The organism is Streptomyces sp. NPDC042371 (assembly GCF_056437465.1).
Map to the genome: position 1 here is coordinate 423800 of NZ_JBWKAP010000006.1, position 23540 is coordinate 447339.

Below are 23540 nucleotides of genomic sequence, written 5' to 3' on the forward strand. Positions count from 1 at the left end.
CTGATGAACGAGCAGTCCCAGCAAACCCAGTTCGGGCCACGGGAAAGGGAGCGGCTCCGCGCCGTCGCCGCCCTCGGGCAGCCGCTCGCCGCCGCGCGCCTGGACACCGAAGCCGTCCGGGCCCGGCTCGCCGAAGTGGAGGTGCTTGTCACGTCGTGGGGCTGCCCGGTTCTCGACGAGGACGTACTGGCCGCCGCGCCCCGGTTGCGAGCCGTCCTGCACGCCGCCGGGTCGGTACGCCACCACGTGCCGCACGCGGCGTTCGACCGTGGCCTGCTCGTCACCACGGCGGCCGACGCCAACGCCGAGCCCGTCGCCCATTTCACCCTGGGCGCGATCCTGTGGGCGTTCAAGAAGGTGCCCTTCCTCGCCGCGGACGCGCGCCGCTTCCGCGAGGACTGGAGCTACCGGGAGAACCACGGTGAGTTGAGCGGTCGCGACCGCACGGTCGTCCTCGTCGGCTTCTCCCGCATCGGCCGACGCGTCGCCCGGCTGCTGCACCGCCTGGACCTGGCCCGCGTCCTCGTCGTCGACCCCGTGGCCGAGCGGGCCGACATCGTCGCGGCGGGCGCACACCCTGCGGAACTGGCGGAGGCGCTGCCGCAGGCCGACGTACTCAGCCTGCACGCACCGGCCCTGCCCGAGACCCACCACATGATCGGCGCCGCGCAACTGGCCGCGCTGCCGCCCGGCGCCGTCCTGGTCAACACCGCGCGGGGCGCGCTGGTCGACACCGTGGCCCTGGAGGACGCCTGCCGAGCCGGTCTGCACGCCGTCCTCGACGTGACCGACCCGGAACCGCTCCCGTCGTCCAGTCCCCTCTACGACCTGCCCAACGTCGTCCTCACCCCGCACATCGCCGGATCCCTCGGCTCGGAGACCCGCACGATGGCCGACGCCGCACTGACCGAACTCGAGCGCTACGCCGCGGGGCTGCCTCCGCTGGCACCGGTGACACGGCAGTCCCTCGCGGTTCAGGCGTAGGCACGTACACGGTTCAGACGTGGGCTCATCCACGGTTCATACGCAGACACGTCACCAAATGTCGCTCAGCACAGGAGGAATGTCATGCCACAACAGCACATCAGCAGGCGGTCCGTACTCCGCGCCGGTGGCGCGGTCGGCCTGGTGACGGCAGCGGGCCTCGCCACGGCCGGACCGGGGCAGGCGGCGCAGCCCACCGGAGGGAGTGGGGGAGCGAGGGTCGTCGACCTCGGCCCCGCGGTGGTCCGCTTCTCGCTCATGAGCGCGGTGCTGGTCGGCGACACGCTGTACATCGGTTCGCGCAACCTGGATCCCGTGAAGATCATCGCCCTGCACATGCCGACCGGCAAGGTCGTGGCGCAGACCCCGCTGGGCACCGGGCACTCCATCCAGGCCCTCGCGGCCGACCCGACCGGCCGGTACCTGTACGCCGGTGTGCTCCAGAAGTCGGTGAGCCCGGCGAACCTCTACCGCTGGGACCTCAAGACGCCCGGCAAGCCCGCCGAGGCCCTCGGCCACATCGGGGACCGCGACATACGGGACCTGACCGTGGCACCGGACGGGGCCGTGTTCGCGGTGGGCAGCGGAGGCGCGGGCGGGGCCGCACCCGCACTGTGGGAGTACGACGCGGCGAAGGGCGAGATCGTCTCGCTCGGGGTCCCGAGCGCGGACGCGACCACCGCGCAGGCCGTCGCGGCAACGGCCTCGACCGTCTTCTTCGGCGCCGGGAGCATCCTGCACGGCGGTGGCGGGAAGAGTAAGGCGGCCCTGTTCGCCTGCGACCGTGCGTCGCGTGAGTTCACCCAGGTCACGCCCCGGGAACTGCAGCGCGACGCATCCATCAGGGAACTGGCCGTCTTCGACGACAAGTTGGTCGTCGGCACCGCGGGCCACGCCGCCCCCGCACAGGTGGCTGTCATGGACCTGGCTGACCTGGGGACGTACGCGGTGGCCGAGTCGCGGGGCACGACCGCGAAGAAGTTCGCGGCCCTGGACGGCAGTGTGTACTTCGCCGGTGAATCCGGGCTGCTCGCCTACGAGAGGGCCACCGACTCGATCGGGCCCGTCGAGTTCCGCGGACCGGACCTCGGCGAGATCTGGGGCGTGGACCGCCACGGGGACAAGATCCTGGTGACCTCCGCCTTCGGGTTCGTGGCCGAGATCGACCCCGCGGCCAAGACCTCGAAGGTCATCGAACTGGCGGACGCGGGCGCGCCTGCGGCTCCCCAGACCGTCATGGGCATCGCGGCGGGCGGCGGCCATGTGTACGTCAGCGGCACGGGCACGATCGCCCGCCACACGCTCGGCGGGGACGGAGCCATCGGCCGGGACGGAACCGTCTACCTGCGCACTCCCGGCGAGGCCAAGGACGCCGTAGTCGTCGACCGGGTCCTCTACACCGGCCAGTACAGCTCGCAGGGGATCTGGACGCACGACCCCCGCAAGGGCGACACCGCCCACCAGGCCGCCGCCTTCCCGCCCGCGCAGAACCGACCCGCCGACGTGGTCTGGGACGGTGTGAACCGGCGCGTCCTCGTCGGCGTCGAGTCGGACACGGCGGGCGGCGGTTCGCTGTGGACCTACGACCCCCGCACCGGGCGCTCCCGGTGCCACGTCAACCCGATCGACGACGGGCAGTGCGTCCGCGGCGTCGCCACCCAGGACGGCGTGGCCTATCTCGGCGGTGACAACAACACCGGCACCGAGCCCCGCGCCACGGTCGTCGCCTTCGACCCGGTGGCGGGCAAGGAGCTCTGGCGCGTCGACCCGCAGCAGTCTGCGGGCGTCGCCGCGCTCGCGATCCGCGGCCGTCACCTCTACGGGCTCTCCCGCAAGGGCGGCTTCTTCGTCATCGACATCCGTCGGCACAAGCTGATCCACCGGGCGGACGTCAGCTCGGTCAGCAACGGCTACGCGGCCATGGTGACCAATCGGGGCGTGGTCTACGGCGTATCCGATACGACCGTCTTCCGCTTCCACCCCAAGAGCTTCGCCGTCTCCACCGTCGTCCCCGACATCAACGGCGGCTGGTACAGCGGCTCCCACCTCACCAACGACGAGTCCGGCCACCTCTACACCATGCGCGGCCGCAACCTCGTCCAGATCACCGACCACCCCAACGCCTGATCCCAGCCTCCCCCCCCACATCCCCCCACACCCCCCACTCAAGGAGGAACCATGCGTAAGCCACTGGTCCGCCTAACGGCCGCACTCACCCTGGGCGGCTCGCTGCTGACAACCGGATGCCTCGCGGAGGACCTCGCCGACGCACAGTCCCGCGACACACAGCCCAGGGCCGCACAGCCCACCAAGAACGCACAGCCCCAGGCCACGCAGTCCCAGCAGCAGCCCCCGCAGACCGCACAGCCCGCGCAACAGGCCCGCACCGACCGCAAGAACTCCAAGCCCCTGCTCGACGTCGACTACGAGAGCGGCACGCTCGACTCCGGAATCCCGGACCTGACCACCACCCATGCCACGGCGCCGGACGCCTCCGCCGTCGTGGGCCCCGGCCACACCGGCGGCCACGGAGTCATGCACAAGGTGACGCTGGACGACGAAGGCTACGTATCGGACGGTGCGCCGCGCAGCGAAAGCGCCACCGACAAGGTGACGGCGTCCCGGTTCCGCGTGGGCGACGAGCGCCGCTACGAGTTCAGCGTGCTGCTCAAGGACTGGAAGACGTACGAGGAGGGCGACGCCACCACGGGCGACATCCTCTTCCAGGGCAAGCCCGCCAACTCCAACCCGCCCTCCTTCTACCTCGGCGCCAAGCGCAACCAGATCATCTTCCGTTCACCGGGTCCCGATCTCCAATGGCCGGTCGTCGACGACTACCGCCCGTACGTCAACAAGTGGCTGCGGTTCCGCGTCGACGTGCGTTGGGCGGACGACGACACCGGCTCCTACAAGATCTCCGCGAAGCTCCCGGGGCAGCAGGACTTCGAGCTGAAGAAGGTGTACGAGGACACGCGGACCTGGCACCCGAAGAACCCCTCCGACTTCGGGTACGTCAAGTGGGGCCTGTACCGGCCCGACTCGACCACGGAGAAGGGCAGCGTGAAGACGCGCATCGCCTACCACGACGACATCCGCGTCAGCACGCTCCCGTAGCCCAGACGTGACGGCTTCCGACGGAACCTTCCGGGCCGGTGAGGTATCTCATCACGTGGAGGCACGGTGCCTCCGTCGAGAGGAGCTGTAACGCATGGTGCGTCGAGTCCAGGTGCTGCTGTTGGCCGCCCTGCTGTTGGTGGTGGGCTCGGTGATGTCGGGCGCGCCTGCCTCCGCCGTCATCGGCGGGTCGAAGAGCACCTACGGTCCGTGGGCGGTACGCATGCTCGTCGACGGCAAACCGGCGTGCACCGGCACCGCGGTCACGACCCGGTGGATCCTCACCGCGTCGCACTGCTTCTACGAGCAGGCGCAGCCGGTCGCCGACAAGCGGATCTCGTTCCGGGTGGGCAACCTCGACATGCGGAAGGGCACCAAGGTCCGCCCGGTGCCCGGCAAGCGGGTGGGCAGCGCGCACGCCGACATGATGCTCATCAAGGTGGCGCGCATGGACGTCAAGCCCGCGCGCCTGGCCACGGCCCCCGTCCGCGTCGGCCAGAACGTACGGCAGTACGGGTGGGGCGCCACCTGCACCGGGGATGAGAACTCCTGCCAGTCCAACGTACTCAAGCAGTCGAAACTGCAGGTCGTGAAGGCGGACACGCCCCGGTGCAAGGGGTACGTCACGCCGAACGGCCCGGACTTCTGCATGAAGAAGGTGTCCGGGATTCCCGCCGGAGGTGACTCCGGAGGCCCGATCATGAGCGTCGCCCCCCGCGGCACCGAAACCCTCGTCGGCGTCTTCAACGGCTCCGACCGGGAGAAGGTCGCCCAGGCCGGAAAGATCTCCCAGCAACTCGCCTGGATCCGCTCCGTGACCCGGCGATAGCTCAGAAAGGAAACAGGACCGGCCGACCGCGAGACGGCCGCACCGAAATGGCGCCTGCCGGGTGAAGCCCCGGCCAGGCGCCATTTCTGCTGTGAGGCGGCTGGTTCATCGCCGCGGCCGTCGGATCGTTGGGCGGCGCCAGCCCCGCCGCGTCAGATCAGCATGGCTCGTCAACAACGCGGACGACAAGATCGACGACGAGCAACTCGCCAACGGCGACATCGTCGTCATGCACGACGCGCACGAGTCGTTCACCAGGTCGAGGGGGAGGACGCCTGGATCTACTGGGGCGCCTACTTGGGCACGGCTGGATCATGGACACGTATCTGCTGCGGATCGCCGAGGGACCTTCGGATCAACCGCGTCAGTGATGCCGACTCCGCGAACGCACCAACCGGTGAAGGACGAGCGGAGCGGCGGCCAAGCGGTCTTGGCCCGGTGCCCGACACGCGGTACGGTCTGGGCGTTATCGACGACGGCAGGGCGGAAGCCGGTGGAACTCCGGCACGGTCGCGCCACTGTGAACGGCGACGGGCCCCCGCGAGGGGGAACGTCACGGAAGTCAGACCCGCAGCTGTCGTCCTGTGCACCACCGAATGGGACGCGAGTTCCCGAGGAGGTCCTGCCATGGCGCAGACCGTCGCCCAGCCGACACCCACCAGCTCAGCTTCTCCCGGCAAGCTCCCGATCGGCGCGATCGTCCCCTGGGCGGTCTTCTTCGGCATCCTGATGCTGGTCCTGCTGTACTTCGTCGGCGCCGAACAGGGAGCCACCTCCGTGGTCAACGGCGCAGACGTCCACGAATGGGTCCACGACGCCCGCCACCTGCTCGGCTTCCCCTGCCACTGACGAGGAAGTCCGCGCAACCATGAACTCCACAACGGTCAGAAACCTCCTCGTGCGGGGCATGCTCGCAGGCCTCGGCGCCGGTGTGCTCGCTCTCCTCGTCGCCTATTTCCTGGGCGAGCCCGGCGTCGACGACGCCATCGGCTTCGAGGAGTCCCACGCACCGGCGCACGAACACGAGGTCGAACTCGTCAGCCGCGGCATGCAGTCCACCGGCGGCCTCGCCACCGGCGTCCTGATCTACGGTGTGGCCTTCGGCGGCATCGCCGCCCTGGCCTACTGCTTCGCCCTCGGCCGCGTCGGTCGCTTCACCCCGCGGGCCACCGCACTGCTGCTCTCGGGCACGGCCCTGCTCGCCGTGTACGTGGTGCCGTTCCTGAAGTACCCGGCGAACCCGCCGTCCGTCGGCGACCCCGACACCATCGGCAAGCGCACGACTCTCTACCTCCTGATGATGGTGCTCAGCGTGCTCCTGTCGGTGGGCGCGGTGATCCTCGGCAAGCGGCTCGCACTCAAGTGGGGCAACTGGTACGCCACCGTGGCGGCGGTTGCCGCCTTCGTCCTGGTGATCGGTCTCGCGTGCGCGTTCCTGCCCGTCATCAACGAGGTCCCGAAGGATTTCCCGGCCACGCTGCTCTGGCGGTTCCGTACCTCGGCGCTGGCCATCCAGCTCACCTTGTGGGCCGGATTCGGCCTGATCTTCGGAGAGTTGGCGCAGCGGCTGCTCGCCCCGCGAGCCGAGGCGGCGGTGCCTTCGCAGGCCGACCCCGTGGCGCGCTGAGGCATTCATGCCGAGCCGGTGACTGAAACACCGGCAGCCAGTCGCTCACAGAGGGCCCACCGGAACCATCCGGGGGCCCTCTCGCGTTCTTCCGACACCGATGGACTCGGCAGGAGGGACCCGAGTGACCAGACCACCACAACCGCGGCACATCACCCTCGGCGGCCACGAGGCCGTGGCACTGACCCCGCAGGAGTACGAGCGGCTGATCGTCAGCAGGCGGCAGGTCGGCGGCCAGAGCGCCCGGGTCAGGGTGCTGGCGCAGCGTGTGAAGCAGAGTGAGGAATTGCTGCGGGAGATCGAGGCACTGATCGGGCGGTCGGAGGACGCCTGCCCAGGTCCGCACATGTCCGCGGGACGAGGAGTCGGATCGTGCCTGCGGTGTGAGCTCACCATATTGCTCGAACGCCATCGGGACGGACGCGGGGCGGATGCGCCAAGTGGCCGTCCCGCGCCGAGGGGTGCATAGCCGACGGGCGGTTCATCGTGTGTCGAGCGCCTGGCCGAGCCGCAGATTCCAGCGCCCGGAACGCCCACTGAGGCGGGTCGCGGTCAAGGGTGGGACGTCGAGACGCCAGAAGGCCGAATGCGGTGCGTCGAGGGCTGTGATCGCCACGGCCCGCATGATCTCAGGCTCGACCACGGCCACGGTGCGGCCCTCGACCTCCGCAATCGCATCCAGCCATGCGGTGACACGCTCGCACAGGGACCGCACGGACTCCCCGCCGTGCGGTGCCGCGGCCGGGTCCGACAGCCAGCGAGACACCGCGTCGGGCTCTTCCGTACTGACGTCGTCGAGGGTGCGGCCCCGCCACCGCCCCATGGCCAGACCCGTCAACTCAGGGGAGTCCAGGGCGTCCAGACCGAGCGCCGAGGCCGTTTCCCGGCAGCGCACGGTGGGGGAGACCAGCACCCGTTCGGCTGCCGGAAGGGTTCCGGCGGCTGCCTGGGCCCGGGCCGTGCCCTGGGCGTCGAGGGGACTGCCGTCGTCGAAGCGGGCTTCCCGCAGCGATCGGCTTGTCGCCGGTGAGATCAAGGTGACACGGCTGGTCACACCTTCGCTCCCATCTCTTCTGTGAGGGTCGCCGTCGAGTAAGAAGTCTCCACCATCCGGTCCGGTAAGTGCGCGCCTCCCGGCGCGGGCAGGGGCGAATGCGGACTTTCGAAAGAAGCGGGATGAGGTGGCGTCAAGTGGTGGGTCGGATGGACCTGGCGTGCGGGCGTGAGGCACTGTCGGGGCGACGCACGCTGACGAACACTGGGGGGAATCTTGCGTATCACCGTGTCTGCCGTCCTCGCCCTCGCCCTCACCGCGGGAGTCACTCAGGCCGCTTCCGCGTCCGCTTCCGCCGCCCACGTACCGCCCCGCACGGACGGCGTGTGGCGCATGGACGGCTACGGGACCGTCCTGGCCCTGCGGGACGGACAGCTCCAGGAGTACCAGACCACGGCCGTGAGCTGCCTGAAGGGCTTCGCCGCCCGGCAGACGCGCCCCGGCGTCTACACCACCCCGGACAACGTCGTCCTCACCGTACGCACCGGACACGACCGCGACCGCGCCACGCTGGCCATCGACGGTGCGGCGGGGCACCGGAAGCTGAAGCGGATACCGGCGCTGCCCGACGACTGCACCCGGCCCGCCCCCAGTGGCCCTCTCGCCAGCTTCGACGTGTTCTGGCACTCCTTCGCGGAGAACTACCCCTTCTTCGCCGCCAAGGGCATCGACTGGGAGGCCATGCGCACCCGCTACCGCGCCAAGGTGCACCCCGACACTACGCGCGATGAACTCTTCGCCGTCTTCCGCGACATGGTGACTCCGCTCTACGACGCGCATGTCGCCGTCGGTGACGGCGACACGTACTTCGCGCAGGTCCGCCCCGGCACCGAAATGCCCACCGAGGAACTCGACGAGAAGGTCAAGAAGTACATCGTGCGGCGCGACCTCGCCAAGGCGCGCAATGTGCAGAACTTCGCCAACGGCCGCATCACGTACGCCGATCTGCCCGGCGGGCGCGGCTACCTGCGAATCTCCGGCTTCGGTGGGTACGCGGCCGAAGGCGCCCCCTACTCCGCCGAACAGGCCGTGCTCGACGAAGCCCTGGACACCGTCCTCACCTCGAAGCGCGCCAAACGGCTCAAGGGCCTCATCATCGACCTGCGCATCAACGGCGGCGGGGCCGACCCTCTGGGTCTGCGCATCGCGGAGCGCCTCACCGACTCGCCCTACGTCGCCTATCGCAAGCGCGCCCGCAACGACCCCGCCGACCCCACCAAGTACACCCGCCCCGAGCCGATCCCCGTCACCCCCGCCCAAGCACCCCACTACACCGGCCCCATCGCCGTGCTGACCGGCGGGTCGACGGTGAGCGCGGGTGAGACGTTCACCCAGTCCCTCATCGACCGGCCCGCGGGCCGCGTCGTACGCATCGGCCAGCCCACCCAGGGCGTCTTCTCGGACATCATGGGCCGCGTGCTGCCCAACGGCATGGGGGCCGTACTGCCCAACGAGCAGTTCCTGACCCGCACCGGCGACACCTTCGACGGCCCCGGCATTCCGCCGCACCTGAAGGAACCGGTCTTCACCGAGGAGGAGTTCGCCAAGAAGCGGGACTCGGCCTTCGACCGCGCCCTGAACGTGCTGCGGTGACCGCCCGCCGCCGTCGTCACGGCGCGCGGACCTAGGGCCTGTTCGTCGGAGAGGGGGCGGCTCCCGGCCTCACCGGACGGGTCAGGCGCGGACCAGCGGGGTGTCGACCAAGTGCTCGGCCAGGAACCACGTCTGCAGCTCACCCGTCCTGATCACCTGTGAGACCAGCAGGTCGTTCGTGCCGTCGTCGCCCAGTTCGGCGGTCCTGGCCGCCGCGTCGTGCGCCTCGACGAGGATCGTCTCGTGGGCCTCCAGGAGCCGCGACAGCATCGCCGGGACTTCCTCGACACCGTCCGGCGGGCGCGGGATCGTCGTGAGTTCCGCGACGTGCCGGGGGTCGCCCACCGCGACGCCGCCCAGGGTCTGGACGCGCTCGGCGAGGGTGTCGACGATGCCGAGCTGTTCACCGGCGTGCTTGTCCAGGACCAGGTGCAGTTGGTAGAAGGTCGCGCCGCGCATCAGCCAGTGGTGCTTCTTGTAGAGGCCGTACAGGATCTGGGTGTCCGCGAGGACCCGGTTGAGGCGCTGGCAGGCGTACATCCTCGCCTCGTACGACAGGCCGAGCGGGAATTGCTTCACCGTGCCGTACTCCTGGATCACCTCGCCCTTCTGGTGCAGCCGCGGCTGACTGCCGTTCACGGGAAGGGACTTGCTGGTCATCGCTGCCTCCTGGGGCGCCGAACGGGCCGAACGGGCCGAACTGTGCGTACCGCAGGACGCTAAGCGTCCTTGCCGCTCCCTTCTTGTCCGGCAGCGCACGCGCTGCTGTCGGTCCGTGCACGGCGCTGAGCTCCCGCTTCAGTCTCGTTCGCTCTCGTGCCAGCACCCGTGCACTGACCGGCGGGACGGCGCGGCAGGCCGACCTAGCCTCGGCCGGGCCGCTCCGACCGCGGGGCGCAGGTGGACAGCCGAGAAGGAGTGGACGGGATGAGTGTGGACGGACATGCAGACGTCGTGGTCGTCGGGCTCGGGCCCGGCGGCGAATACGCCGCGGGCGCCCTCGCCGAAGCGGGGCTTGACGTCGTCGGGGTCGAGGCGGAGCTCGTCGGCGGCGAGTGCCCGTACTGGGGATGCGTGCCCAGCAAGATGATGATCCGGGCCGGGGATCTGCTCGCCGAGGCGGGCCGGGTGCCCGCCCTGGCCGGTACGGCGGTCGTGACCCCGGACTGGGGGAGAGTCGCCGGGCGCATCCGCGACGAGGCCACCGACGGCTGGAACGACCGGGGGGCCGCAGACCGGCTCACGTCGAAGGGCGCTCGTCTCGTACGAGGAAGGGGCCGACTCGCCGGACCGCGTCGCGTCACCGTCGGCGACCGCACGATCGAGGCCCGGCGCGGAGTCGTCCTCGCCACCGGCACCCGCCCCCGGATTCCGGCGGTCCCCGGGCTGCGGGAAACCCCCTACTGGACGAACCGCGACGCGATGGCGGCCAAGGAGCTGCCCGCGTCGATGATCGTGCTCGGCGGCGGCGCCATCGGGGTCGAACTCGCCCAGGTCTTCGCCCGCTTCGGCTGCGCGGTCACGGTGATCGAAGGTCAGGACCGGCTCCTTTCGCAGGAGGAACCGGAGGCCGGGGAGCTCGCGGCCGCGACACTGGAGGCCGACGGCGTCACCGTGCTCACCGGCGCCCGCGCGCTCGACGTCGGCCACGACGGCACCCTGTTCAGCGTCCGGACGACGGAGCACGACAGCAGACCGCTGCGTGCCGAGCGGCTCCTCGTCGCCGCGGGCCGCCTTGCCGACCCGGGTGCGCTCGGCGTCGAGACGGCAGGACTCGACCCGGACGCGCGAGCCGTGGCCACGGACGGGCAGATGCGGGCGGCGGACGGGCTGTGGGCGGTCGGCGACCTCACAGGGCGCGGCGCTTTCACCCATGTGTCCATGTACCAGGCGCAGATAGCCGTGCGCGACATCCTCGGCGAGCCGGGACCCGACGCCGACTACCGGGCCCTGCCCCGGGTCACCTTCACCGATCCGGAGATCGGCGCCGTCGGCCTGACGGAGCGACAGGCGCGTGAGCGGGGACTGCGGGTGCGCACCGGTGTGCTCCCGCTCGACTCCTCCACCCGCGGCTGGATCCACGGGCCGGGCAACGCGGGCTTCGTGAAGCTCGTCGAGGACGCCGACCGGGGCGTACTCGTCGGTGCCACCTCCGCGGGTCCGGCCGGTGGAGAGGTGCTCTACGGACTGAACGTGGCCGTCCACGCCGAAGTGCCCGTGCACCGGCTCCGGCACATGATCTACACGTACCCCACCTTCCACCGTACGGTCGAAGCCGCGCTCGGAGCGCTCCGCTGAGCCCGCACGCCGCCGCCACCGGGTCCCGGGCGACCCGGTGGCGGCACGCCATGCCGGGGCGTGACCCCGGGGAGCGGCACCGGACCGCGACCTCGCTGGAACTCCTCTTCGACCTGTGCTTCGTCATCGCCGTGGCGCAGGCCTCGGAGAGCCTGCACGAGGCACTGGCCGAGGGCGCGGCCGCCACCGGGGCCCTGCGCTTCACGCTGGTCTTCTTCACCGTGTGGTGGGCGTGGATGAACTTCACCTGGTTCGCGTCCGCCTACGACCCGGACGACATCCCGTACCGGCTCACCGTCCTGGTCCAGATCACGGGGTCGCTCATCCTCGCCGCCGGGGTGCCGCACGCGTTCGCCGACGGGGACCTGCGGACCATCACCATCGGCTACGTCGCCCTGCGCACCGCGCTGGCCGCCCTGTGGCTGCGGGCGGCCCGCTCGGACCCCGCACGCCGGAGGACCGCGCTGCGCTTCGCCACCGGGGTGACGCTCTGTCAGGTCGGCTGGGTGGGCCTGCTCGCCGCGCCGGAGGCGGCGCGCCTGCCGGGCGTCGCCGCGCTGGTCCTCGCCGAGGTCGCCGTGCCGGTGTGGGCCCAGTCCGCCGGGATGACCCCGTGGCACCCGCGGCACATCGCCGAGCGCTACGAGCTCTTCACCCTCATCGTCCTGGGCGAGTCCGTGGCGGCCGCCACCGTCGCGGTGCGCGGCGCCTTCGACCGGCACCAGAACACGGGATCGCTCTGCGCGACAGCGGCGGGCGGCCTCCTGACGGCCTTCGCGCTGTGGTGGCTGTACTTCTCCCGGCCCGCGCACACCCTGCTCGCCACCACGCACCGGGCACACCGCCGCCGCTTCGGCTGGGCCTACGGCCACTACCTGATCTTCGCCTCGGCGGCGGCCGAAGGAGCGGGCCTCGCCGCGTACGCCGATCACCTCACCGGACACGCGCACACCTCGCAGCTCGCCGCGGGTGCCGCGGTCACCGTCCCGGCGGCCGTCTTCCTGATCACCGTGTGGGCCGTGCATCTGCGGCCGCATTTCACCACGGCGGTCGAACGAGCTCCGTATCCGGTCGCCGTGTTCGGCCTCCTTGCGGCGACCTTCACCCCGTGGCCCGCACTCGCCGCCGGTGCGGTCCTTGTGGTGCTCGTCGTGGTGGTCACGGCGCCGCGGAGGTGACGAGGCCACGGCCGCACGCATACGAGAACTCCCCGGCGGTGTCCGCGAAGACACCGTCGGGGAGTTCTCGTTCGAGGAGCGGGACCGACCGTCAGGCGGCGGTGCCGCGCACCGCGTCATGGATCACGTCGGCGACCTCCTTGGGACGCGACACGGCGACGGCGTGCGAGGCGCCCTCGACCTCGACCGTCGTCGCACCGGCCCGCTGCGCACCGAACCGCTGGACATCCGGGTTGATCGCCTGGTCCGCGTCGGCGACGAGTGCCCACGACGGCTTGGTCCGCCACGCGGCGGCCGACGCCTGCTCCGTGAAAGCGGCGGCGGCCAGCGGGCGTTGTGCGACGGCGAGCACCTTGGTGACGGCGGCCGGGACGTCGGCGGCGAAGATCTCGGGGAACGCCTGCGCCTCGATGGTGAACTCGACGGCGGGCTCGGCGCCTTCGACGGGGTACGTCGACTCCACCAGGTTGTCGCCGAGCGGCGAGAGCGGGTAGCGGTCCTGCAACGCGGAGAGGCTCTCGCCCTCTTCGGTGACGTAGGCCGCGACGTAGACAAGGCCGGTCACGTTCTCGGTGGTCCCGGCCACGGAGATGACCGCGCCGCCGTAGGAGTGGCCGACCAGGACGACGGGGCCGTCGATCCGGGCTGCCACGGAGGCGATGTACGCGGCGTCGGACGCCAGGCCGCGCAGCGGGTTGGGCGGGGCGATCACCGAGATGCCGTCGTTCTGGAGTTCCGTGATGACGCCGGTCCAGCTGGCGGCGTCGGCGAAGGCGCCGTGCACGAGCAGGACGGTCGGGGTGGGGGAGGTGCTCATGGCGGGGTGGGTCTCCTCGTGGGGAAGCACGTGTCGTGTGCCGTGGTGCGGGTGGAAGGTGTGTGTCGTCGTGCGGGGCCGGTCAGTCGCGGTGGAGCGCGGCGTGCAGGGTGCAGGTGGCCAGGGTGATGGCGGCCTCGGCGGCGTGCGTCTCGCGCAGGGCGTCGAGCATGACGAAGTCGTGGATGACGCCCTGGAAGCGGACGGCGGTCACCGGGACGCCCGCCTCGCGCAGCTTGTTGGCGTAGGCCTCGCCCTCGTCGCGCAGCACGTCGGCCTCACCGGTGATGACCAGAGCAGGCGGCAGTCCGGCGAGCTGCTCGGTGGAGGCCCTCAGCGGGGACGCGGTGATCTGCGCGCGCTCGGCCTCGTCCGTCGTGTACTGGTCCCAGAACCACCGCATGCCGTCGCGGCGCAGGAAGTATCCCGTGGCGAACTGCCGGTACGAGCCGGTGTCGAAGCGCGCGTCGGTGACCGGGTAGAACAGCACCTGCTGGACCAGCGGCACGTCACCGCGCTGCTTCGCCATCAGCGTCAGCGCGGCCGTCATGTTGCCGCCGACGGAGTCACCGGCCACGGCGAGACGGGTCCCGTCCAGGTCCTTGGACGCGCCCTCCTGGACGATCCACCGGGCGACCGTGTAGTTCTGCTCGATGGCCACCGGATAGCGGGCCTCGGGGGAGAGGTCGTACTCGGGGAAGACCACCGCGGCCCGGGCGCCCACGGCGAGCTCACGGACCAGCCGGTCGTGCGTGTGGGCGTTGCCGAAGACCCAGCCCGCACCGTGGATGTACAGGATCACCGGCAGCTTCCCCCGGACACCGGCCGGACGGACGACACGGGTCCGGACCCCGCCGGTCGGGCCGCCGGGAACGGTGATCCACTCCTCGTCGATCTCCGGCTTCGCGGTGTCACCGGACTGCACCTCGTCGACCGCCTTGCGGCCTTCGGCAGGGGCAAGCTCGAAGAGGAAGGGCGGCTGGGCGGTCGCTTCGGCGAATGCGGCGGCCGCCGGTTCCAGGACCGGCTCGACGACGTCTGACATGTGGTTCTCCTGGGTGTCATGTGAGGGGTGGCCGGTTCTTCCGGCGAGATCACGCTAAGAGGCGTCCGGCCGCCCCGATTGACCCTCAGCGCACCGGCATTGAACCCACAGCGCACGGCGGGAATCGCAGTGCACTGTCGGACCGCGGGCAGTGCACTGAGGGAAGGCCCGGCGGAATTCGTCCGGCATAGCGTGGCGGCGAAGCGATCGAGCGGTGCCGACATATCTGGAGGTTGTCGAAAGGTGTCCACTATGCCGGTCGGTGGACGGAGGCCATCGACCGCACCTCGATGAACGCCTGGGAGGACGCCGCCTTCGTCGAGGCGGTCAAGGCCACCGGCCGCACGAAGCTCGTCGTCGCCGGGCTGTGGACCGAGGTCTGCGTCGTCCTGCCCACGCTCTCCGCCCTCTCCCAGGGATACGAGGTGTACGTGGTCACGGACGCCTCCGGCGGCGTCAGCCCGCAGGCGCACGAGCACGCCGTCCAGTGCATGGTCCAGGCCGGGGCGGTGCCCGTGACCTGGGTCCAGGTCCTCCTCGAGCTCCAGCGCGACTGGGCACGGACGGAGACGTACGCCCCGGTCACCGAGGTGGTGAAGGAGCACGCCGGTGCCTACGGCCTCGGCGTGGTCTACGCCCAGGCGGTCATCGGCGCCCACGCGGCGGGCTGACCGGCACCTCCGAGCATTGACGGATCGTCAGGAACAGGCAGGAACACGATGGACACCGGACTGTTGGTCCTCCGCTGGGTGGTGGGTCTGCTCATCGCGGGACACGGAGTGCAGAAGGTGAGTTTCCGGCTGGGCGGCAACGGCCTGGCGGGCGGGACGGAGGAGTTCCGCAGCGACGGCTTCCGCGGCGGCCGACTGACCGCGCTCGTCGCGGGCGGCAGTCAGGTCGGGGCAGGCCTGTTCCTGGCGGCCGGGCTGCTCACCCCGCTGGCGGCGATGGCCGCCATGGGAGTGATGACGGTCGCGGGCACCGTGAAGCGGCACAACGGGCTCTGGGTGCAGAACGACGGATACGAGTACCCCTTGGTCCTCGTCGGGACCGCCGCCGTGCTGGTGCTGACCGGGCCGGGCCGCTGGTCGGCCGACCACGCCATGGGGCTGACCCCGTGGCCCTCCTGGGTCCAGGCCGCGGCCCTCGTGGCGGGACCGGCGAGCGGACTGCTCACGCGCGCGGTGCTGCACCGCCCGTACGCCGCGGGGAGGAGCGACCATGCGCGCACTGCTGGCTGACGCGGCCCGCACGCTGGTGCCGCCGAAGGACGACCGGCACGGTCCGCTGCCGCCGCTCCTACTGGGACTGACCTTGGTGACCGGCCTGGTGGACGCCGTGAGTTTCCTGGCGCTTGGGCACGTCTTCGTGGCCAACATGACCGGCAACGTCGTCTTCCTCGCGTTCGCCCTGGCGGGCGCCGAGGGGCTGTCCGCGACGGCCTCCGTCGTCTCGATGGCCGCGTTCCTCGCGGGCGCGCTTGCGGGCGGCCGGTTCGGCACCCGCTTCGCGGCGCACCGCGGACGGCTGCTGGCTCTCGGCACGGCGGTGCAGGCGGTCCTGGTCGCCGCGGCCCTCGGCGCGACGGTCGTCGCGCACGGCCGGGTGACGACGCCCGTCCAGTACGCCCTGATCGTGCTGCTCGGCCTCGCCATGGGGCTGCAGAACGCGGTCGCCCGGCGGCTCGGCGTCCCCGACCTGACCACGACCGTGCTGACCCTGACCCTCACGGGTCTTGCCGCCGACTCCACACCCGCAGGGGGTGCGGCGCCCTGGCCCGGACGGCGGATCCTCTCCGTCCTGGTCATCTTCCTGGGAGCGTTCGTCGGAGCCTGGCTCCTGTCGAAGGGCGAACTCGCTCTCCTCTTGGGGCTGATGCTCGCCGCGCTGACGGTGACGGCGCTGGTCGCCCGGCGCCTGGCAGCCTCCGAGGCCGCTTGGACGAGGCCGCCGGGGTGACCGGCGCCGCGACGGCCTCTCGTGTCACCGCGCGGGGGCCTCGCGCACGGGGTGCTTGCTCAGGATCGAGACGCGGTTGAACGCGTTGATGGTGATCGCCACCCAGACCACCGCTGAGATCTCGTCGTCGGTGAACTGCCGACGGGCGGCGTCGTAGGCGCTCTCTTGCGCCCAGGCGTCGGCGGGATGGGTGGTCGCCTCCGCCAGAGCGAGTGCCGCGCGCTCGCGCTCCGTGAACAACTCGGTGTCGCGCCAGGCGGCCAGGGTGCCCAGGCGCCGCGTGGTCTCGCCCGCGCGCAGGGCGGCCCTGGTGTGCACGTCGAGGCAGTAGGCGCAGCCGTTGAGCTGGGAGACGCGCAGGTTGACCAGTTCGACGAGGACGCGGTCGAGGCCCGCTTCGGCCGCGGTCGCGCGGACCGCCTCGGACGTCTCGACCAGTGCGCGGTACGCCGTGGGGCTCTGCTTGTCGACGTAGACGCGACGATCCGTGCCTGCTGTCGTGTCGCTCACCCTGGACTCCCTCGCGGGCCGCTCGGGGCCCTGACTCGTGCCGGTACGCACCCGGCCGGGCGCAGGGCTTATCATCGGACACAGTTGTTGAAAGTCAAAATATCTTGGTGGGAGGAGCCCGCGATGAGCGAGGCCGACATCCTGTCCGCGCGTGACGTTCCGCTCGGCGGCCCGCGGTCGATGACGGTGCGCCGCACCCTGCCGCAGCGGGCCCGCACCCTGATCGGCGCCTGGTGCTTCGTCGACCACTACGGCCCCGACGACGTCGCCGCGACTGGCGGCATGGACGTGGCGCCGCATCCGCACACCGGACTGCAGACCGTGAGCTGGCTGTTCAGCGGGGAGATCGAGCACCGGGACAGCCTCGGCAGCCACGCCCTCGTACGGCCCGGCGAGCTGAACCTCATGACGGGCGGGCACGGCATCAGCCACACGGAGGTGTCCACCCCGAACACCACCGTGCTCCACGGCGTGCAGCTGTGGGTGGCGCTCCCCGACGAACACCGGCACGCCGCCCGCGACTTCCAGCACCACGCCCCCGCCCCGGTCCACCTGGACGGCGCCCGCGCCAGGGTCTTCCTCGGCACCCTGGCGGGGGAGACCTCACCGGTGCGGACCTTCACACCGCTGCTCGGCGCCGAACTCGTCCTCGACCCGCACGCGACCGTCACGTTCGCCGTGGACGCCGCGTTCGAGCACGGGCTGCTCGTCGACCAGGGGCGGGTCCGCATGGCCGACACCCTCCTCGACCGGGCGGACCTTGGCTACCTCGGCCCCGGCCGCACCGCCCTGACACTGACGAACGAGACGGACACCGCGGCGCGCGTGATCCTTCTCGGCGGCACGCCGTTCGAGGAGGAGATCGTCATGTGGTGGAACTTCATCGGCCGCAGCCACGAGGACATCGTCGAGGCCAGGCAGGCGTGGGAAGCGGCCTCCGACCGCTTCGGCGAGGTCGAGGGCTACCCCGGCACCCGCCTCCCCGCGCCCGCCCTCCCCAACGCCACCATCGCACCGCGCAAGAACCCGGCACGTATCTGACGCGTTCCTCCGACGCTTTCCCGACGTAAGCCTGAAAGGCAGTACGACGATGACGCAGTCCCAAACGACCCCGACCGTCCGGCGCGTGGACACCAGGCACCGCTACGAGATCCTCGTCGACGGCGAGAGCGCGGGCTTCACCGCGTACCGCGACCGCGACGACCGGCGCGTGTTCTTCCACACCGAGATCGACGATGCCCACGCCGGGCAGGGCCTGGCCTCGATCCTCGTACGGGAGGCACTGGAGGACGTGCGGAGCGCGGGCCTGCGCGCCGTGCCCGTCTGCCCCTACGTGGCTAAGTTCCTCAAGAAGCACGAGGAGTTCGCCGACCTCACCGAGCCGGTGACGCCCGAGGTCCTGGAGTGGCTGGACGGCGTCCTGAAGCGCTGAGCGCTGAGCGCCGACGGCAGGGGCGAAGCCATGAGCGAGGGGAGTACGACCGGGAACGGGGACGGGGGCGGGGCCGGGCTCGGCGCACCGGAGTTGACCGGGCGCGAAACGCAACGCGCGGTCATCGACGCGGCCCTGGCCGACATCGCCACCACCGGGGCGTCCTTCATCCTGCGCGGCGACCCCGGCACGGGGCGGACGGCCCTGCTGGGAGCGGCCGAGGCGACGGCCCGCCGGGACGGTCTGCGGGTGCTGCGGATGACCGGCGCGGAGGCCGAGTCGGAGCTGCCGTTCGCCGCCCTCCACCAGGTCCTGTGGCCCCTCCTCGACGACTCCGACGGTCTCTCCGAACACCAGCGGCACGCCCTGGAAAGCGCGTTGGGCGTCCGCGAGGGCGCCCCGCCCGGAGGGTTCACGGTGGCGGGCGCCGCCCTCACCCTGCTCGCCCACGCCGCCGCACGCCGCCCCCTGGTCGTCCTCCTGGACGATCTGCAGTGGGCCGACCCGTCCAGCGTCGCCGTGTTCGGATACGTACAACGGCACTTGGCCCCGCTGCCCCTGGTCGCGATCGCGACGACCCGGCGCACCGGGACCGCGACCGGCTGCGCCCCGCCCGCCGACCACGAGGAGCACGACACCGGCGCCTGCCTGGCGGGAGAGGTTATCGACCTGCCGCCGCTGGACGCGCCCCAGGCCGAGCTGCTGCTGCGCACCCACCACCCGTCCCTGCCCGAGGAGGTGCGCCGCAGGGTGCTGCGGGCGGCCGCGGGCAACCCGCTCGCCCTGCGCGAACTCCCGGAGCAGGTGCGGCGACTGGCCGCCGACCGTGCCGAATCCCTCGCGTGCCCCGTGCCGCCGGAGATGCCCGAGCCGTTCGACGCACTGCCCTTGGGTGAACGCCTCGGGCGGCTGTACGAGGACAGGCTGCGCGCCCTGCCCACCGCCGCCCGCGGCCTCCTGCTCGTCGCGGCCCTCGGCGGCGCCTCCACCCGGCACCGCACGGTGCTGCGGAACCTCGCGGAGCACGCCGCGGGGCCGCCCTGGCACCGGCTCGAAGAGCACATCGAACGCTCCGGGCTCGCGCACCTCGACCCGGAGCGGGAACTCCTGGAGTTCCACCACCCCCTGGTGCGCGCCTCCCTGACGCACCTCGCCTCCCCGGCCGAACTCCGCGCCGCCCACCGGCAGCTCGCCGACGCCCTGCCCGCCGAGGACCCGCGGCGCACCCTGCACCTCGCGGCCGCCGCGCTCGGCCCCGATGCCGGACTCGCCGTACGGCTGCACGCCGAGGCCGACCGCATGTCCGCCCAGGGCGGAGACGCCGAGGCGACGGTACTGATGGCGCGCGCGGCCGGACTCAGCCCCGACCGGACGAGCAGGACCGCCCGTCTCGTCGCCGCCGCGGCCCTGGCCGTACGTGCCGGTCGCCCGCACCTGGCGGCGGAACACCTCGCCGAGGCCGAGGCCGCGGCACACCCCGGCAGGCCCGAACCCGCCGTCCCGTACGGCTTCGCCGTCGCCTGCACCCGGCTCCAGCTCGACGCCGACCCTCGTCCCGCCATCGAGCTGCTGCCCGTCGTCCTGGACGCACCGGTCCCGCCGGACGCCGCGGACCGGCACGCCGCACTCATCGGCCCGATCCTCTTCCTCCTCCTCGTCGCGGCAGCCCTCACCGGGGACGAGCGGGCGTGGGGCGCCGTCGACCGGCACGCGGCGCACCCCGACGCCCCCGCCGGGGCGGAGCTCTGCCGACAGGCCTGGTCCGGCCCCCGCCCGGCCGTCCATGCCGTCCGCGCCGTCCACGCCGTCCGCGCCGTCCGCGCCGTCCATGAGCTGCCGCGGCGGCTGCGCGAGACGATCGCGGCCCTGCCCGCGGACCGCGAGACCACCGATGCCTGGCTGCTGCTCTGGACGGCCGCGGCCGTCGACTCCCTCGGTGAGCACTGCGCGCTCTGGAGCGCGTTCGCCCGCGGGCACGCGTACGCCACCCAGACGTTCACCGACAGCCTCCGGGCCCACGACGACTTCCTGCACGGGAACTGGGACACCGCCCTGGCCGCCGCCCGCGCCGGTGCGCGAACTGCCGCGGAACACGGCTACGCGCTGGCCGAGACGCTCTTCCTGCAGACCACGGGCCAGATCCTCGCCGCCCGCGGGGACCGGGCGGGGCTCGCCGCACTGGAACCGGTGCTCGGCACCCGGGCAGGCGAACGCCGTCTGCGCCTGGTCACCGACCAGCTGAGCGGGATGCGGACGCTGTGCGCGCTCGGCCACGGGCAGGCCGAGGAGGCATGGCTGCACGCCTGTGACCTCATTCCGCCCGGTGCGGTCGCGGACCGCAGCCCATGGACGCACCTCTCGCTAGTCGACCGGGTGCAGGCCGCGGTCGACAGCGGGCGGACCGATGAGGCCCGACGCCATCTGCGGGCGGTCCGCTCGTCCGGCCTCGCCCGCATCTCGGCGCACCACACCTTTCTGGTGACCGTCGCCGAGGCCATCGCCGCCGCCGACGACGAGGCGGACGAGCGGTACGCGGCCGTGTACGCCCAGCGCGACGCGGAGCACTGGCCCTTCCCGCTCGCCAGGGCCCACCTGGCGCACGCCGTACGGCTGCGCAGACAGCACCGGCCCGAGGAGGCGAGCGCACACAGCCGTGCCGCGCTCACCGTCTTCACCCGCCTGGACGCCACGCCCTGGGCCGCGCGGGCCTCCCGTGAACTCGCCGCGGCCGACACGGACATCGAGGCGGCAGGTGGGACGGCCGGGCACCACCCGCTGCTCACGGCCCAGGAGACACGGATAGCCCGGCTCGCGGCCCGAGGCCTCACCAACCGGCAGATCGGCGCACGGCTCTCGCTCTCCCCACGGACGATCGGCGCCCACCTCTACCGGATCTTTCCCAAGCTCGACATCACCACCAGGGCAGGAATCGCACGGGCCCTGGAAGCCTCTCTCAGGAACCGTGCTTGAACCCCTGCGGTGGGCGTGGCACGCCGGGCCCACCGGTCCCGAGCCCGGATCACTTGCGAAGTCGAGAACGGTACTCGCCAGGGGCCGTGCCTCGGGCACGTCTGAAGGCACGGCTGAAAGCGTGCGGAGAGCCGTATCCGACCGCGCCGGAGATCGACTCGACGGGCTCATCGGTATCGCGGAGCCGGACGGACGCCAGGTCGATGCGCCACTGCGTCACGTACGCGCCCGGCGTCTGTCCGAGGGCGGACCGGAAACGCCTGGACAGCGTCGCCCGGGAGACACGCGTCGCGGCGGCCAGGGTCTCCGTGGTCCAGGGGTGACCCGGTCGGGCGTGGACACACGCCAGAGCGTCGCGCACGACCGGGTCACGCATCGCTCCCAGCCATGAGCCGTACTGCTCCTGCGGGTTGCGTGCCAGCCAGGCGCGTACGAACTGGACGAGCAGAAGGTCGACGATGCTGTTGATGGCGGCGGTGGTGCCGATCTGTGGCTGTGCGAGCTCAGCAGCGAGAAGTTCGACGGTCCTTCTGAGCTGCGCGTTCTCCCGAGCTGTGACGTGCATCGGCCGGGTGAGGGAGGCGAACACCGGCGTGCGCATCTCGGGGTCCTGCTCGTAGCGCAGGACAATCACTTCCGTCTGCACCGGCGCCGAGCCCAGGCGCAGGGATCGGCCGTCGTCAAAAGACCGGGCCGCTGCCTCACGGTCGCAGGAACCCATCGTCACGCCGGCGCCGCCGCCTATCCCGTGTGCGGTGCCCGGCGGCACCAGGACGGCGTCTCCGGCCTGCACCTGAAGAGGTTTCTCGCCCGCGATGTGGAGCCACACGGTGCCGCGGGACACCACGTGCAGTGCCGCTCCTGGAGAGGGGTCCAGATACAGGCCCCAGGTTCCTCCGGCCTTCAGCATGACCCCCAGCGCCCCACGCGCACCCGAAACACGCAAGATCTCCGCCAGCACATCCATGGGTCCATCCTCATCCACCGCCGCGAACCGTGAACCGGCGGGCGAGGCACATGTGTCCTGGTCCACAGCTTCAGGCCACGTCAAGAACGGCCTTTCCGTGCACCTTCCGCGCGAACAGCGCCCGGACGGCGTCGTCCACGTCCTGCCAGTCGCCTCGCAGTCCGACCGGCGCCGAGAGCCTCCCGGCGGCCATGAGGCCCAGCAGGTCCGTCAACTCCCCGCCGGTCGGAGTCATGTCGCCGTAGGTGGCGATGCTGCGGGGTTCGCCGAAGCCGAACAAGTCACCAGACGGGAACGTGGTTTCCTGCCCCGAGGAGTAACCGACCAGGTGGATGGTGCCGCCCTCGGCGAGGGCGCTCCACGCCTGGGCCACCAGGGGTCCGCCGACCGTGTCCAGGACGAGGTCGAACCGGTCCCCGGTCCCGGCCAGGCCGGTCAGGACCTTGTCGGCTCCGAGTTCACTGAGTCCTGCTGCCCGCTCCGGCGAACCGACGAGTGCCGTCACCCGGGCGCCCGCCAGCGCTGCCAGTTGGACGGCGAAGCGCCCCACGCCCCCGCTGGCGCCGGTGACCAGAACGCTGCGCGCCAGCAGGGAACGTGTGCGCAGCACCCGCAGTGGTGTGACGCCGGCGATCCCCAGCGCGGCGGCGTCGGCCAGGTCCACGCCCTCGGGGACGGTGCCGAGCGAGGCGGGGCTGACTGCCACCCGCTCCGCCCACGCGTGGGGAGCCATTCCCACTGCGACGCGCGTACCTGCGGGCGGCCCCGAGCCGTCGGATGCGGCGCGCACCACGATGCCGGCCGCGTCGTGACCGTGCACAGCGCCGGTCGGCCACTGGTGCACGTAATTCAGCTCTCCGAAGTTGAGACCGATGTGCCGTATCTCCACCAACGCCTCGCTGGTGGAGGGTACGGGCTCATCGACATCGGCGAACCGGACGGGTCCGGCCTCACTGTGATCGACCACAAGGGCGCGCATAAGGGGTGTGTTTCCTTCTCTCGTGGGTGCGCCTGAACACTCGGCGCGGCAGCAGATCGAGTGCGCGAATGCCGCACCGCCGCCTTCTTGGAACCCTACGCAGGACCGGGACAGCGACCAGATCCGTGAGAATCAATCAGTTGACGATCTGTGGCAGTGCGACACGCGGCGCGTCGAGTCCTGA

The 23540-nt window shown here is 71.6% G+C and carries 21 protein-coding genes and 1 pseudogene; 15 read left to right on the forward strand and 7 right to left on the reverse strand.

What is annotated here, in order from left to right; genetic code table 11:
• Positions 1 to 3: 3 nt before the first annotated feature.
• The 6 genes from AC068B_RS20965 to AC068B_RS20990 all read left to right on the forward strand — a co-directional run bounded on the left by AC068B_RS20965 (position 4) and on the right by AC068B_RS20990 (position 6554).
• The gene (locus AC068B_RS20965) at positions 4 to 984 is read left to right on the forward strand and encodes a hydroxyacid dehydrogenase (protein WP_478673292.1); all 981 of its coding nucleotides are present in this window, start codon (positions 4 to 6) and stop codon (positions 982 to 984) included.
• 84 nt (positions 985 to 1068) lie between these two features.
• Positions 1069 to 3111 (forward strand): outer membrane protein assembly factor BamB family protein, encoded by a 2043-nt coding sequence (locus tag AC068B_RS20970; protein WP_478673146.1) that lies wholly within the window; start codon positions 1069 to 1071, stop codon positions 3109 to 3111.
• Positions 3112 to 3162: 51 nt separating this feature from the next.
• Complete coding sequence (locus tag AC068B_RS20975; protein WP_478673147.1) at positions 3163 to 4098, forward strand: heparin lyase I family protein; 936 nt, start codon at positions 3163 to 3165, stop codon at positions 4096 to 4098.
• A 94-nt stretch (positions 4099 to 4192) separates the two neighbouring features.
• On the forward strand, positions 4193 to 4927 hold the full coding sequence (locus tag AC068B_RS20980; RefSeq protein WP_478673149.1) for a S1 family peptidase: 735 nt from the start codon (positions 4193 to 4195) through the stop codon (positions 4925 to 4927).
• A 627-nt stretch (positions 4928 to 5554) separates the two neighbouring features.
• Positions 5555 to 5776 carry a CbtB domain-containing protein gene (locus AC068B_RS20985; protein ID WP_356252961.1) on the forward strand — a complete coding sequence of 74 codons (222 nt, stop codon included), beginning with the start codon at positions 5555 to 5557 and terminating at the stop codon, positions 5774 to 5776.
• 19 nt (positions 5777 to 5795) lie between these two features.
• Positions 5796 to 6554 carry a CbtA family protein gene (locus tag AC068B_RS20990; RefSeq protein WP_478673150.1) on the forward strand — a complete coding sequence of 253 codons (759 nt, stop codon included), beginning with the start codon at positions 5796 to 5798 and terminating at the stop codon, positions 6552 to 6554.
• A gap of 481 nt (positions 6555 to 7035) precedes the next feature.
• Here the strand turns inward: AC068B_RS20990 and AC068B_RS20995 are convergent, their stop codons facing one another.
• The gene (locus tag AC068B_RS20995; protein ID WP_478673152.1) at positions 7036 to 7608 is read right to left on the reverse strand and encodes a histidine phosphatase family protein; all 573 of its coding nucleotides are present in this window, start codon (positions 7606 to 7608) and stop codon (positions 7036 to 7038) included.
• A 216-nt stretch (positions 7609 to 7824) separates the two neighbouring features.
• On the opposite strand from AC068B_RS20995, the gene AC068B_RS21000 reads away from it, so the two are divergent.
• The gene (locus tag AC068B_RS21000) at positions 7825 to 9201 is read left to right on the forward strand and encodes a S41 family peptidase (protein ID WP_478673153.1); all 1377 of its coding nucleotides are present in this window, start codon (positions 7825 to 7827) and stop codon (positions 9199 to 9201) included.
• An 81-nt stretch (positions 9202 to 9282) separates the two neighbouring features.
• Here the strand turns inward: AC068B_RS21000 and AC068B_RS21005 are convergent, their stop codons facing one another.
• A complete protein-coding gene (locus tag AC068B_RS21005) occupies positions 9283 to 9861 on the reverse strand; it encodes a Dps family protein (protein WP_478673154.1) in 579 nt (192 codons plus the stop codon).
• A gap of 267 nt (positions 9862 to 10128) precedes the next feature.
• On the opposite strand from AC068B_RS21005, the gene AC068B_RS21010 reads away from it, so the two are divergent.
• Positions 10129 to 11499: a dihydrolipoyl dehydrogenase family protein gene (locus AC068B_RS21010; protein ID WP_478673155.1), complete on the forward strand. Its 1371-nt coding sequence runs from the start codon at positions 10129 to 10131 to the stop codon at positions 11497 to 11499.
• Positions 11500 to 11549: 50 nt separating this feature from the next.
• Positions 11550 to 12677: a low temperature requirement protein A gene (locus tag AC068B_RS21015; RefSeq protein WP_478673156.1), complete on the forward strand. Its 1128-nt coding sequence runs from the start codon at positions 11550 to 11552 to the stop codon at positions 12675 to 12677.
• A 91-nt stretch (positions 12678 to 12768) separates the two neighbouring features.
• On the opposite strand, the gene AC068B_RS21020 is transcribed toward AC068B_RS21015, so the two are convergent.
• Together AC068B_RS21020 and AC068B_RS21025 are read right to left on the reverse strand one after the other, a co-directional pair.
• A complete protein-coding gene (locus tag AC068B_RS21020) occupies positions 12769 to 13494 on the reverse strand; it encodes an alpha/beta fold hydrolase (protein WP_478673157.1) in 726 nt (241 codons plus the stop codon).
• Between the two features lie 82 nt (positions 13495 to 13576).
• Complete coding sequence (locus tag AC068B_RS21025) at positions 13577 to 14539, reverse strand: alpha/beta hydrolase (RefSeq protein WP_478673159.1); 963 nt, start codon at positions 14537 to 14539, stop codon at positions 13577 to 13579.
• A gap of 269 nt (positions 14540 to 14808) precedes the next feature.
• Here AC068B_RS21025 and AC068B_RS21030 point away from each other — a divergent pair.
• From AC068B_RS21030 to AC068B_RS21040, 3 genes and pseudogenes are all read left to right on the forward strand, one after another.
• A pseudogene (locus AC068B_RS21030) lies at positions 14809 to 15210 on the forward strand (isochorismatase family protein); the annotation flags it as partial.
• A gap of 48 nt (positions 15211 to 15258) precedes the next feature.
• Complete coding sequence (locus AC068B_RS21035) at positions 15259 to 15780, forward strand: DoxX family protein (protein ID WP_478673160.1); 522 nt, start codon at positions 15259 to 15261, stop codon at positions 15778 to 15780.
• Positions 15761 to 16498 carry a YoaK family protein gene (locus tag AC068B_RS21040; RefSeq protein ID WP_478673161.1) on the forward strand — a complete coding sequence of 246 codons (738 nt, stop codon included), beginning with the start codon at positions 15761 to 15763 and terminating at the stop codon, positions 16496 to 16498. The genes AC068B_RS21035 and AC068B_RS21040 overlap by 20 nt, the downstream gene beginning before the upstream one ends.
• A gap of 24 nt (positions 16499 to 16522) precedes the next feature.
• Here the strand turns inward: AC068B_RS21040 and AC068B_RS21045 are convergent, their stop codons facing one another.
• Positions 16523 to 17008 (reverse strand): carboxymuconolactone decarboxylase family protein, encoded by a 486-nt coding sequence (locus AC068B_RS21045; protein WP_478673162.1) that lies wholly within the window; start codon positions 17006 to 17008, stop codon positions 16523 to 16525.
• A 123-nt stretch (positions 17009 to 17131) separates the two neighbouring features.
• Here AC068B_RS21045 and AC068B_RS21050 point away from each other — a divergent pair, with 123 nt between their 5' ends.
• Genes AC068B_RS21050 through AC068B_RS21060 form a run of 3 tightly spaced genes read left to right on the forward strand, consistent with a single transcriptional unit; the run spans position 17132 to position 21410 of the window.
• Entirely contained in the window at positions 17132 to 18049 is a 918-nt protein-coding gene (locus tag AC068B_RS21050) for a pirin family protein (RefSeq protein ID WP_478673163.1), read from the forward strand.
• A 49-nt stretch (positions 18050 to 18098) separates the two neighbouring features.
• Entirely contained in the window at positions 18099 to 18440 is a 342-nt protein-coding gene (locus tag AC068B_RS21055) for a GNAT family N-acetyltransferase (RefSeq protein ID WP_478673165.1), read from the forward strand.
• Positions 18441 to 18470: 30 nt separating this feature from the next.
• Complete coding sequence (locus AC068B_RS21060; RefSeq protein WP_478673166.1) at positions 18471 to 21410, forward strand: helix-turn-helix transcriptional regulator; 2940 nt, start codon at positions 18471 to 18473, stop codon at positions 21408 to 21410.
• Positions 21411 to 21459: 49 nt separating this feature from the next.
• On the opposite strand, the gene AC068B_RS21065 is transcribed toward AC068B_RS21060, so the two are convergent.
• Entirely contained in the window at positions 21460 to 22377 is a 918-nt protein-coding gene (locus AC068B_RS21065; protein ID WP_478673168.1) for an AraC family transcriptional regulator, read from the reverse strand.
• Positions 22378 to 22447: 70 nt separating this feature from the next.
• On the reverse strand, positions 22448 to 23356 hold the full coding sequence (locus AC068B_RS21070) for a zinc-binding dehydrogenase (protein ID WP_478673169.1): 909 nt from the start codon (positions 23354 to 23356) through the stop codon (positions 22448 to 22450).
• Between the last annotated feature and the right edge of the window lie 184 nt (positions 23357 to 23540).

Coding starts and splice junctions, on each gene's coding strand:
- AC068B_RS20965 (WP_478673292.1), top strand. CDS start 4: ATGAACGAGCAGTCCCAGCAAACCCAGTTCGGGCCACGGGAAAGGGAG.
- AC068B_RS20970 (WP_478673146.1), top strand. CDS start 1,069: ATGCCACAACAGCACATCAGCAGGCGGTCCGTACTCCGCGCCGGTGGC.
- AC068B_RS20975 (WP_478673147.1), top strand. CDS start 3,163: ATGCGTAAGCCACTGGTCCGCCTAACGGCCGCACTCACCCTGGGCGGC.
- AC068B_RS20980 (WP_478673149.1), top strand. CDS start 4,193: ATGGTGCGTCGAGTCCAGGTGCTGCTGTTGGCCGCCCTGCTGTTGGTG.
- AC068B_RS20985 (WP_356252961.1), top strand. CDS start 5,555: ATGGCGCAGACCGTCGCCCAGCCGACACCCACCAGCTCAGCTTCTCCC.
- AC068B_RS20990 (WP_478673150.1), top strand. CDS start 5,796: ATGAACTCCACAACGGTCAGAAACCTCCTCGTGCGGGGCATGCTCGCA.
- AC068B_RS21005 (WP_478673154.1), bottom strand. CDS start 9,861: ATGACCAGCAAGTCCCTTCCCGTGAACGGCAGTCAGCCGCGGCTGCAC.
- AC068B_RS21010 (WP_478673155.1), top strand. CDS start 10,129: ATGAGTGTGGACGGACATGCAGACGTCGTGGTCGTCGGGCTCGGGCCC.
- AC068B_RS21015 (WP_478673156.1), top strand. CDS start 11,550: ATGCCGGGGCGTGACCCCGGGGAGCGGCACCGGACCGCGACCTCGCTG.
- AC068B_RS21020 (WP_478673157.1), bottom strand. CDS start 13,494: ATGAGCACCTCCCCCACCCCGACCGTCCTGCTCGTGCACGGCGCCTTC.
- AC068B_RS21025 (WP_478673159.1), bottom strand. CDS start 14,539: ATGTCAGACGTCGTCGAGCCGGTCCTGGAACCGGCGGCCGCCGCATTC.
- AC068B_RS21035 (WP_478673160.1), top strand. CDS start 15,259: ATGGACACCGGACTGTTGGTCCTCCGCTGGGTGGTGGGTCTGCTCATC.
- AC068B_RS21040 (WP_478673161.1), top strand. CDS start 15,761: ATGCGCGCACTGCTGGCTGACGCGGCCCGCACGCTGGTGCCGCCGAAG.
- AC068B_RS21050 (WP_478673163.1), top strand. CDS start 17,132: ATGAGCGAGGCCGACATCCTGTCCGCGCGTGACGTTCCGCTCGGCGGC.
- AC068B_RS21055 (WP_478673165.1), top strand. CDS start 18,099: ATGACGCAGTCCCAAACGACCCCGACCGTCCGGCGCGTGGACACCAGG.
- AC068B_RS21060 (WP_478673166.1), top strand. CDS start 18,471: ATGAGCGAGGGGAGTACGACCGGGAACGGGGACGGGGGCGGGGCCGGG.
- AC068B_RS21065 (WP_478673168.1), bottom strand. CDS start 22,377: ATGGATGTGCTGGCGGAGATCTTGCGTGTTTCGGGTGCGCGTGGGGCG.
- AC068B_RS21070 (WP_478673169.1), bottom strand. CDS start 23,356: ATGCGCGCCCTTGTGGTCGATCACAGTGAGGCCGGACCCGTCCGGTTC.